Annotated in this window: 12 protein-coding genes and 1 pseudogene; 4 read left to right on the top strand and 9 right to left on the bottom strand. The window is 73.5% G+C overall.

Translation table 11 applies throughout. The annotated features are described in order from the left end of the window. Positions 1–181 (top strand): substrate-binding domain-containing protein (locus tag ACGFMM_RS35630; protein ID WP_393650644.1); only part of this gene is annotated, 181 nt, incomplete at its 5' end. A 55-nt stretch (positions 182–236) separates the two neighbouring features. Then, a complete protein-coding gene (locus tag ACGFMM_RS35625) occupies positions 237–1139 on the top strand; it encodes a formylglycine-generating enzyme family protein (protein WP_393650643.1) in 903 nt (300 codons plus the stop codon). Here the strand turns inward: ACGFMM_RS35625 and ACGFMM_RS35620 are convergent. The 3 genes from ACGFMM_RS35620 to ACGFMM_RS35610 are packed head-to-tail and all read right to left on the bottom strand — an operon-like array spanning position 1129 to position 4010. Further along, the gene (locus ACGFMM_RS35620) at positions 1129–1815 is read right to left on the bottom strand and encodes a HisA/HisF-related TIM barrel protein (RefSeq protein WP_393650642.1); all 687 of its coding nucleotides are present in this window, start codon (positions 1813–1815) and stop codon (positions 1129–1131) included. The two genes, ACGFMM_RS35625 and ACGFMM_RS35620, sit on opposite strands and share 11 nt — an antisense overlap. 21 nt (positions 1816–1836) lie before the next feature. Beyond that, on the bottom strand, positions 1837–2823 hold the full coding sequence (pdxA, locus tag ACGFMM_RS35615) for a 4-hydroxythreonine-4-phosphate dehydrogenase PdxA (RefSeq protein ID WP_393650641.1): 987 nt from the start codon (positions 2821–2823) through the stop codon (positions 1837–1839). After that, positions 2820–4010, bottom strand: coding sequence for a four-carbon acid sugar kinase family protein (locus ACGFMM_RS35610; protein ID WP_393650640.1), 1191 nt, complete (start codon positions 4008–4010; stop codon positions 2820–2822). Before ACGFMM_RS35610 ends, pdxA begins: the two co-directional genes overlap by 4 nt. A gap of 109 nt (positions 4011–4119) precedes the next feature. Between ACGFMM_RS35610 and ACGFMM_RS35605 the strand changes: the two genes are divergently transcribed. Next, positions 4120–5010 carry a LysR family transcriptional regulator gene (locus ACGFMM_RS35605; protein WP_393650639.1) on the top strand — a complete coding sequence of 297 codons (891 nt, stop codon included), beginning with the start codon at positions 4120–4122 and terminating at the stop codon, positions 5008–5010. Positions 5011–5035: 25 nt separating this feature from the next. Here ACGFMM_RS35605 and ACGFMM_RS35600 read toward each other — a convergent pair whose 3' ends face one another. Both ACGFMM_RS35600 and ACGFMM_RS35595 read right to left on the bottom strand, forming a co-directional pair. Further along, complete coding sequence (locus ACGFMM_RS35600; protein WP_393650638.1) at positions 5036–5512, bottom strand: DNA-binding protein; 477 nt, start codon at positions 5510–5512, stop codon at positions 5036–5038. A gap of 82 nt (positions 5513–5594) precedes the next feature. Continuing rightward, positions 5595–6107, bottom strand: coding sequence for a hypothetical protein (locus ACGFMM_RS35595; RefSeq protein ID WP_393650637.1), 513 nt, complete (start codon positions 6105–6107; stop codon positions 5595–5597). Positions 6108–6226: 119 nt separating this feature from the next. Here ACGFMM_RS35595 and ACGFMM_RS35590 point away from each other — a divergent pair, with 119 nt between their 5' ends. After that, a complete protein-coding gene (locus tag ACGFMM_RS35590) occupies positions 6227–6748 on the top strand; it encodes a hypothetical protein (protein WP_393650636.1) in 522 nt (173 codons plus the stop codon). Between the two features lie 115 nt (positions 6749–6863). Here the strand turns inward: ACGFMM_RS35590 and ACGFMM_RS35585 are convergent, their stop codons facing one another. From ACGFMM_RS35585 to ACGFMM_RS35570, 4 genes and pseudogenes are all read right to left on the bottom strand, one after another. Then, positions 6864–7364 carry an NUDIX domain-containing protein gene (locus ACGFMM_RS35585; RefSeq protein WP_393650635.1) on the bottom strand — a complete coding sequence of 167 codons (501 nt, stop codon included), beginning with the start codon at positions 7362–7364 and terminating at the stop codon, positions 6864–6866. 115 nt (positions 7365–7479) lie between these two features. After that, a complete protein-coding gene (locus tag ACGFMM_RS35580) occupies positions 7480–8334 on the bottom strand; it encodes a YhjD/YihY/BrkB family envelope integrity protein (RefSeq protein WP_393650634.1) in 855 nt (284 codons plus the stop codon). A 121-nt stretch (positions 8335–8455) separates the two neighbouring features. After that, positions 8456–8857: a luciferase family protein gene (locus ACGFMM_RS35575; RefSeq protein ID WP_393650633.1), complete on the bottom strand. Its 402-nt coding sequence runs from the start codon at positions 8855–8857 to the stop codon at positions 8456–8458. 201 nt (positions 8858–9058) lie between these two features. Then, a pseudogene (locus ACGFMM_RS35570) lies at positions 9059–10088 on the bottom strand (PP2C family protein-serine/threonine phosphatase). Positions 10089–10125 lie beyond the last annotated feature (37 nt).

Genomic DNA, 10125 nt, shown 5'->3' with positions numbered 1-10125 from the left:
CACCACCGAACCCCCCATCACCACCCTCTCCCTCAAACCCCGACGCATCGGCACCGCCGTCGTCCAACTCCTCATCGACGCCATCGAAGGCATCGGGCACGACAACCCCGACAGCATCACGATGCCCACGCAGCTCATCGCCCGTGCGTCCAGCCGGGGGCGTCGGCACTGCGACGCGTAGATCACAGTCGGGGCGATATGACCGTATTGCCTGTTCTGTCGCTAAGCTCTCCGGCATGACTGAGGGCCTGGAAATTCACGGGGTGCGGGCGGTGCCCGAGGGCATGGTGTGGGTCCCCGGGGGGACCTTCGCCATGGGCAGCGAGACGTTCCACCCCGAGGAACGGCCCGTTCGGCCGGTCTCCGTCGCAGGCTTCTTCATGGACATCCGGCCCGTCACGAACGCCGAGTACGCGGCCTTCGTGCTGGCGACCGGGCATGTCACCGCGGCCGAGCGGCCGTCCGTGCCGCCCGTCCCGTCCCGGGTCCCCGGCTCGTACGTCTTCCGGCAGACCGAGGGCCCGGTGCCGCTGGAGGACCGCAACCAGTGGTGGGCGTACGTCCCGGGCGCCGACTGGCGTCACCCGCTCGGCCCCGCGTCCACCCTGGAGGACCGCGCCGACCATCCGGTCACCCACGTCACCTACGCGGACGCCACCGCGTACGCGTCCTGGGCGGGGAAGCAGCTGCCCACCGAGGCGGAGTGGGAGTTCGCGGCCCGCGGCGGCCTTGCGGGCGTCGCGTACCCCTGGGGCGACGAGCTCGCCCCGCACGGCCGCCGGATGGCCAACACCTGGCACGGCGACTTCCCCTGGCGGCGCGCCACCCCGCCCGTCACCTCCCCCGTCGGCGCGTACGACCGCAACGGTCTGGGCCTGCACGACATGGTCGGCAACGTCTGGGAGTGGACGGCCGACCCCGCGGCCGCGGAGCTCACGGCCCGCGCCGTGCACCCCTGCCGTGTCCCGGACGCGGCGGGGCCCGAGGACGAGCGGGTCCTGGACGGCGAGCGGGTGGTCAAGGGCGGCTCGCACCTGTGCGCCCCGCGCTCCTGCCACCACTTCCGCCCCGCCGCCCGCGCCGCGGAGCCGGAGACGACGGCCGCCTGCCACCTCGGCTTCCGCTGCGTCAGCCGCTGATCCGACGGTCCGCGGTCACCGCCTCCACGACGGGCGCCAGCTGGGCGCGCAGGGTACCGGCGGCGGGGCGGAGGCTGCCGTCGAAGGCGGCCGAGCCGATGGTGAAGGCGTCCACGCCGGCGGCCGCGAGGGCTTCGACGCGGGCCACGCTCGTGATCGACCCGGCGACGACCAGCCGGCCCGTGGTGGCGGCGCGGGCGGCGCGGACCAGGTCCAGCGGGTCGGCGTCGGCGGCGCGATAGGCGAGCAGGTCGACGCCCGCGCAGCCCGCCGCCTCGGCGCGTCGGCAGTCGGCGGCGATCCGGTCGGGGCCGCCGTGCAGCCGGGTGGGGTGTCCGACGGGGTCCCCGGCGAACGGCAGGTAGTCGATGCCACTGCCGGCCAGGAGCGGCAGCGTGTCCTCGATCCAGGTGCCGCCGAGGAGTTGGTCGACGCCCAGGTCGACGGCGGTCCGTACGGAGGCGAGGGCTTGGGCACGGTCGGTGCTGACGACCTCCAGGCAGCTCGTCGCGCCGAGGGCGCGGATCCGGTCGTGGAGGCGGCCGAGAGTGTCCTGGTCGGCTCCGACGTCCTTGAAGCCGATGTGGGTGAGTCCGAGGTCGGCGACCTCGTCGAGGACGTCGAGGCAGTCGGTGACCGTCCGGTCGGCGCGGGTGAGCATGAAGATGAAGTCCATGGTGGGGTGCCGCCATGCCTTTCAGGAGTTGTCGGCTGCCAGGGCGTCCGCGTGGCGCAACGCCGTGAGCAGGGGGGTGTGGTCGGCGGCGCCGGTTCCGGCCAGGTCGAAGGCCGTGCCGTGGTCGACGCTGGTGCGGACGAACGGCAGGCCGACGGTGATGTTCACGCCGTGCTGAAGCCCGAGGTACTTGACCGGGATCAGCCCCTGGTCGTGGTACTGCGCCACCACCGCGTCGAACTCCCCGGCGCGGGCCCGCATGAACACGGTGTCGGCGGGCAGCGGGCCCTCCACATGGATGCCCTCGGCGCGGGCGGCGGCGACGGCGGGGGCGATGACGTCGAGGTCCTCGCGGCCGAAGAGCCCGTTCTCGCCGGCGTGCGGGTTGAGCCCCGCGACGGCGATGCGCGGTGCGGCCAGGCCGCCGCGGCGCAGGGTCCGGCCGGTGAGGCGGATGACGTCGAGCTCACGGGCCGGGGTGAGCGCGTCGATCGCGCTGCGGAGGGACTGGTGGACCGTCACGAGGACAACGCGCAGCTCGTCGTTCGCCATCATCATGGCGAAGTCGGAGGTGCCGGCGAGCTCGGCGAGGATCTCGGTGTGCCCGGGGTGCGGGATCCCGGCGAGGCGCAGGGCCTCCTTGTTGACGGGCGCGGTCGCCATGGCGCGTACGGCGCCGTCGAGCGCGAGTTCGGCGGCGTGGCGCACGTACGCGTACGAGGCGGCTCCGGCGCGGGCGTCGAGGACGCCCCAGGGCAGGTCGGCCGGGAGTTCCTCGCCCACCGGCAGGACGTCCAGGACGCCGGGTGCGGACGACGCCTCTTCCGGCGCCGCGACCGGCCTGAGGGTGAGCCCGGTGCGGACGACGCGCTCGGCGCGGGCGAGGACGCCGGGGTCGCCGACGACGAGGACCGGGGCGGGGGTGCGGGCCGGGTCGGCGCAGGCCTTCAGCACGATCTCGGGGCCGATGCCGCACGGGTCGCCCATGGTGAGCGCGATCGGCTTCATGAGCCCTCCCCGGACGCCAGCGCGAGGCGGCAGAGCCGTACGAGCGTGTCGTCGTCACCGAAGCCGCCGGCCTTGACGAGGACGGGCAGGGCGGCGGGGCCGCCGATCAGGGTGCCGCGGGCGACTCCGGGCTCGGGTTCGTCGACGAGGTCGAGGCCGGTGGCGTCGAGCGCGTGGAGGACGGTCGCGGCCGTCTCGCCGCCGGTGAGGACGAGCGCGTCGACGGTGCCGTCCGCGACGAGGGTGCGTACGACGTGGGCCATGGCGGAGGCGAGGGTGCGGGCCGTCGCGGGCGGGATGCGGTCGTCCGGGGTCGCGAGGGTGAGGACGGGGGCGGTGAGGCGGCGCAGCGCGGCGGCGGTGGCGGCCGGGTCGGGGGCGGCGGTGACGCCGTCGGCGTGGGCTTCCTTGCGGAGCCGCGCCAGTTGACGGCGGGTGGCGGGGTTGGCGCTGCCGACGACGACCAGCGGGCGGTGGGCCACGGGGACCGCCGCCGGCGAGCCTTCGGGGCGGGCGTGGTGGCGCGCGAGGGCACCGGCGAAGCCCGGGGAGCCGACCCACAGCACTTCGTCGGGGCGGAGGACGGCGGCGACGATCCGGTCGAGGTCGGCGTCGGTTTCCGCCGAGCAGACGAACAGGCCGCCCCGGTCGAGCAGTCCGGGCAGGCGGGCGGCCGCGTCGCCGGGCTCGACGGGCACGGCGGCGGGCAGGACGGCGATGAGGTCGGAGCGGGTGACGGGGTGGACGGGGTCGTGGGCGAACTCGCTCTCGTGGACGGGTACGCCGCGGACGTACTGGACGGCGTGCCGGGTCGTCCGCCCTTCGGCGGGAAACGCGGGCGCGACGACGACGGACCTGCGGCCCGAGCCCTCCCATGCGGCCCGGATCTCGGCGGCGACATGGCCGCGGAGGGTGGAGTCCACCGTCTTGAGGAGCAGTTCGGCGCCGGCGAAGGCGCGGGCGGCGCGACGGGTGAGGTCGGCGGCGGCGGTCTCGTCGAGGAGACGGGTGCCGAGGTCGACGGCGGTGACGCCGGGGGCCGGCGGTGTCGCCGGGGCGTTGACTGCTGATGCGGGTGGCGTCGTCGGGGTGAGGAGGATGCGGGCGGCGTGGCCCGCGCGGCGGAAGGGGGCGGCGCCGTCTCCGGCGCTGGTGAGGTCGTCGGCGAGGATGGCGAGGGCGGCCATGCCGGTGCCTCCAGGAGTGGTGGGTGCGGTGACGGGTTCGAGTCTCGGCCAGGGGAAAGTGCCGGGACAAACGATTCGTTCTCACACGGCCTGTGAGGAGAATGCACAGGTGAACCTTTGGCCTGACCTGCCCCCGCCGAACACGCTGCTGCCCTTCGAGGCCACGGTGCGGCACGCCAGCATGACCGCGGCCGCGCGGGAGCTCCATGTGACGCACGGCGCCGTGAGCCGGCAGATCCAGAACCTGGAGCGGGCTCTCGGGGTGTCCCTGTTCGAGCGCGGCGCGCGTACGTTGCGGCCGACGCCTCAGGCGCGGCAGCTGGCCGCAGTGGTGCGGGACGCGCTCGACCGGATCGACGCGGCGGCCCGCCAGGCGTCGGGACGTGACGCGGACGGGCCGTTGACGCTGTCGTGCGAGCCGACGTTGCTGATGCGCTGGCTGATCCCCCGGCTGCCGGATCTGACGGCGAGCGTGCCGGAGGTGACGGTGCATCTGGCGGCGGGCGGAGGTCCGGTCGCGTTCGACCGGGGCGGGGTGGATCTGGCGATCCGGCGGGACGACTTCCCGTGCCCGGCGGGGGTGAGCCGTACGCCGCTGTTCACGGAGCGGATCGGGCCGGTGTGCCGGCCCGATCTCGCCGCCGCGGTCGGCCGTCTGCCGCGGCTCCACACCCGGACGCGGCCGGGGGCGTGGGAGGACTGGCGGCGCGCCGCCGCCGACGGGGTCGCGGGTCCGGACGAGGCCGGGGACCCGGTCGGGCAGACCTTCGAGCACTTCTACCTGACGCTGGGGGCCGCGGCGGCCGGTGTGGGCGTGGCGATCGGCCCGTACGCGCTGGTCCGCGACGACCTGGAGCGCGGTCAGCTCGCCGCGCCGTACGGCTTCCGCCCCGACGGCACGCGGTACGTCCTGCTGAGCCCGCGTCCGCCGGAGCAGGACCGGCGGGTGACCCGGGTACTGATCTGGCTGCGCGACCGTACGGCGGAGTTGGAGGCGTAGGACGGGCCCGGGGCCGGGCGGGGGCTCAGGCCTCCGGCGCGGCCTCGTCGGGCGCGGCCTCTTCAGGCGTGGCCGTCCGGCTGACGAGGCGTTCGTACCGCTGCCGGGCCGCCTGGGGCGTGCCGAGTCCGAGGCCGAAGGCAACCTCCGGCCAGGTCATGCCGCGCCCGCGGGCCATCTGGAGGAGGCCGGCCTCGAGCTCGTCCAGCTCGCCTCGGACGAGCGGGACGAGGCTGAGCGCGGCGGTGATGTCCGCCCGGTCGACCTCCGGTTCGCCCTCCTCGCGCAGCGCGGCCCCGCTGAGCAGGAACGACACCAGGCGCACGGCCTCGTGCGGGGCCAGCACATACGGGTTCGTCTGCCGCCGGCGCTGTCCATCGGTGGCGGCGTGCCGTTCGGCGATGCGGAAGAGCGAGGCGTGGACCCGCTGGGCGCGGGCCTGCTCGGGGTCGGCGGGCGTGAAGGGGTCGGCGGCGGAGGCCGGATCGGGAGTCGCTGTCATGACTCCAGCATGCCCGCACACACAAGGTGATGTCAACAATTAGATGTGAACACTTTGTTTTCCCTGCCGTACGGCCGGGTGGTCAGCGGAGCACCTTCACCCGGGTGCGGGGATCCGGCGGACCGAGCGCGAGACCGTTCTCGTCCAGCGCGTTGAGGACGGTGAGCCGGTGGCCGTCCGTGAACACGAACGCGACGTCGACGCCCTCACCGGCCGTCCCGTCGGGCCCGACCCACCGCACGAATTCGACGCGCTCCAGCGTCCGGCCGACCAGGGCGCCCTGCTCCGGGAGCGCGTCGTCCCGCCAGCACAGATCGAAGTCGGGCCAGACGACGGGGCGGTGCGGGTCGCACTGGTTCCAGGTGACGGACAGCTCGTCGAACTTCTTGTGGTTCAGCTCGACCTGTTCGCCGTCGAAGTCGAGCAGGACGGGACAGTCGGCGAACCATTCGTCGTCACCGAGGTCCCACACCACCCACAAGCGTGACAACCGCCGCCCGGCAAGCCCTGCCAACCGGCGCCCGTGCGCCGCCTCGACCGCCCGACCACCGACGAGCCAGTCGGGCCGGTACCCCTCGATCCCGAAGTCGAACATTTCCCCACCTTTCCGAATTTTCCGATGTTTTTCTTATATCGGGTGGAACCACGCCATTCCCGGTGTTGTCTTCCTCTGTGACACCACAGTCCCCACCGCACCAATGAATCGGGGGCGTCATGTTCCATCGCAAGGGTCTCGCGGCCGCCGCCGCGGGCATGCTGCTCACCGCCGGGATCGGCGCCACGATCCCGGCCTCCGCCTCCGCGCCGCAGTCCTCCACCGCCTCCGCCCCGTCGACCGCGCTCGTGGTCAACGCCCGGTGGGGCGGGCACGGCTCCTTCGACCGGCTCGTCATCGACGTGAAGGGCAAGATGCCGCCCGTCACGGTGAAGCCGGTGAAGGAACTGCGGTACGACGGCTCCGGGAACAAGGTTCCGCTCGCCGGGAAGTACTTCCTGGAGATCAAGCTCTCCCCCGCCGCCGCCCACAACGACGCCGGTCAGTCCGTCTACAAGGGGCCCCGGCTCGTGAAGATCTGGCTGCCCGCCCTGAAGGGCCTCGCGCTCACCGGGGACTTCGAGGGCGTCGTCACCTTCGGCACCGCCTTCACCACGAAACCCGTGTACAAGACGTTCACCCTGCACTCCCCGGAGCGCTTCGTCCTCGACGTCAGGCACACGGCCGGCTGCCCCGTCTGAGCCGAAGGACCGGACGGGCCGAGAACCGCGGGCCCGGCCCCACCCCACCGCCGGGCCCGCTCACGGCGCGGTCGTCGCGCCGGCGGCCGCTGCCCCCAGGCGAACGCTGCCACCCCTAGGCGAACGCCGCCGTCTCCAGGTACACCGCAGCGCCCTCTCGCCGCGCCCGCTCGATGTGCGCGAGCCGCTGGAAGTTCCGCGGGGTCATCACCCGCTCCCACTCCGCGAGAGTGTGCACCCGGTACTCCGCGTGCTCCTCCGGATCGAGGACGACCCCCGCGATCTGCTCGTCCGTGAGCGTCCCGCCGTCGAAGATGAAACCGATGTGGTTGACGGGCCAGTCCTCGCCGCACGGCTCGAGGAAGTGCGCGCCGAGCAGCCGCGGCTCGCCCGGGAACTCGATCCCGGTCTCCTCCCGGCACTCCCGTACCGCCGTCTGCCAGGGCGTCTCGCCGGGGTCCATGTTCCCGCCCGGCCACTGCCAGGCCTCCGAGCCGTACACCGAGCGCAGTTGGAACGGCCGGTTCATGGTGTCGGTGAAGTACAGGCAGGCGTACGCCGTCGCCTTCGGCAGCGTCGCGACGTACTCGACGGGTGGCAGCCAGGTCTTCGCCATGAGGTCAGCCTTCTTTCGACGGGTCTCCCGGCCCATCCTCCCGACCGTCCCGCACCGATCCGCTCGCCCCGGCCCGGATCACCGGATCGGGTGAGCCGTCCGCCCACCGCCGGCGTCACTCCTTGTCGAGCGGCTCCCGGATCAGTCGTCGCATCACCCGGCGCTCGTGGAACAGCCGTCCCACCAGTGCGGCACCGTAGACGACGAAACCCACGCCGACCAGCCAGGACTGGAGCACCAGCACCGTGCCGAACTGCCCGTACGTCACCGCGTTCGAGGCGATGAGCGGCGAGAAGACGAACTGCGAGAACACCCGCAGCCCCAGCAGCCCCAGCGAAGTGAGCACCGCCCCGGGGAGCAGCGCCCGCCAGCGGATGCGGCCGCAGAGCAGGAACCGCTGCGACCACCAGAAGAAGAGGAAGGCGCCGACGACGTCGCCCAGAGCCACCAGGAGCGTCAGCTGGGTGGACGACTCGTCGGGCTGGGGCGGGCTCACGAAGAGAAGCAGCGCGCCGACGAGGACGGCGAGCCACACGACGTGCCGCCACATGGTGTGCCAGCGGGCCGTGGGCAGGTCCCAGACCCGTTCGTACCCGGTCTGCACCGCGGAGCCGAAGGTGACGCCGAACGCCGCGAGCGCGGCGAGGCCGAAGGCGGTGGTCCGCTGCAGCGCCTGCCCGGGCTTCCCGAAGAGCCGCTCCACCTCCTCCTGGGAGACCTCGGTGACCCCGAGCCCCGCCACCAGCCAGCGGGCGAAGCCCCGGCCACTGGCCAGGTCTGCGGCGGCGACCACGATGAGCAGCGGAACGAGGGTCAGCAGGCTGAGCGCCGCGAAACCCATCGCCCGGTGCATCAGCTCCATCTCCCGGCCGCGGGCCCAGACCAGTCCGACGGCCGAGGCGATCACCCGCTCGTGGAGCCGGTGGAACCAGTGGCCGTGCGCGGGCTCGGGGCCGGAGGAAGGGGGCATGCACCGTCGAGTACCCGCAAGCGGCGCGGACGTCTCCGCCGTACCGCCGAACGGGTGCTCCGGCAGTGTGCGTTCCGGGTGCAGGCCTGACGGATGAAACGCAGTGAAGGGTTCGGGTCGTTCAGGGTCGGCCGACCGCGCGCGGCGCCACGACGCGGCGCGACTCGCGGGTGCAGACGTCCGTCGCCGCGCTGTCCGGGCCGCCGGGCAGGGTCGCGGTGGAGGCCTGGAGCGCGGCGCTGACCAGGGTGGCGAGCAGGTCGATGTCGGACTGCATGTCCAGACGGACCGTCACCCAGCCCGAGCCCGCGCGGAGTCGTACCGCGGTGGACCCGAGGAGTGCCGGGCGGAGTTTGGCGATCATGGCTCGGGTGAGGTGGACGTCGGCTTCGTGCTCGCCGTGGAAGTGGACGATTTCCTGCGTCGTGGTGCGCAGTCCGAGCTCCGCACCGCAGTGGGCACGGTCGGCGATCAGTGACGGCCAGCTCATCAGCCGTTCACTGGCGTGCCGGGCAGTGTTCATACCCGGATCGTGCCGCCCTTCGGGTGGCTCGCACAAGCGTGATGAGCGAGCAATTCGCGTCGTTACCGCGCCAGTACGCATTGCGGGGCGTATGGGCGCGCGAATCAGGAGGTTTCGGGTGCCCGGCGCAGCGAATGCCGCCGGTGAGCGCGGCCCGTTGAGGCCGACGACGGCCGCCGTACCGGCCGTACGTGATCCGGCTCAGACGACGGAGACCGGGCTTCGGTCCCGTATGCGGGCCGCGAGAACGGCGACGTCGTCCTCCGCGTGGCGGGCGTCGAGCCGGGCCAGTACCTCGTCGACGACGGTCTCCAAGCCCGCGCCGGGCGGCATGTGCAGGGCGGCCAGTCGCTCCAGGGAGTGGTCGATGTCCTCGCCCCGGCGCTCGACGAGACCGTCGGTGAAGAGCAGGAGGGTCTCGTGGGCGGAGAGTTCGCGGGTGCCGAGTTCGTAACCGCCGACGCCGGTGCCGAGCGGCGGCCCGACGGGTACGTCGACGATCTCGGCGGAGCCGTCTGCGGTGAAGACGACAGGCGGCAGGTGTCCGGCGCTGGCGAATCCGGCGGCGCCGCGCGGGGTCGACCTGGATGAGCAGGCAGGTCGCCGGGCGGCGGCCCGGGTCCTCGGCGACGACGGCGTCGAGCTGGCGCAGGACGCGGTGCGGCGGGAGGTCCGTGGAGGCGACCTCCCGGAGGGCCGAACGGTACGCGTTCATGTCAACGGCGGCGTCGAGGCCGTGGCCCATCACATCGCCGACGACGAGCAGGCTGCGGCCGAAATGGAGCCGTACGGTCTCGAACCAGTCCCCGCCGACCAGAGTGCGCTTGCCGACCGGGAGGTAGCGGCCGGCGACCTCCAGGTTCGGGTGGGGACGGCCGGGCTCGGCGACCAGAGCCCGCTGCAGGTGCAGGGCCGTCTCCTCGATGGAGCCGAGGCGGCGCGCGTGGCCCAGGTGGAGCGCTGCCATGCGGGCCGTGGTGCGCAGCGTGGCACGCTCGTGGCCGGTGAACGGGGCCGACGCCCGTGCGACGAGGAGGGTGCCATGGAGGCGCCCCTGGGCGATCAGGGGGACGGCGGCGGCACGGGAGGGCTCGGGGGCGTCCAGGAGCTCGGACGGGCCGGACAGGGCGATCCGGCGGACGGGCTTGGCCTCGCGGGCCGAGCGCGGGCGCGCCTCGGGCGTCGGGCCGGGTCCCGCGGGCCCGGTCACCGGCGGGAATTCGTTCCCCATCGCCTCCGCAGGCGTGTCCTTGACCTCCACAGGTTCG

Origin of the sequence: Streptomyces sp. NPDC048604, assembly GCF_043199435.1 — a bacterium.
In the GTDB taxonomy this organism is placed as follows: domain Bacteria; phylum Actinomycetota; class Actinomycetes; order Streptomycetales; family Streptomycetaceae; genus Streptomyces.
Note: the sequence above shows the minus strand (reverse complement) of the source record. Positions and strands in the feature narration are given on the sequence as shown.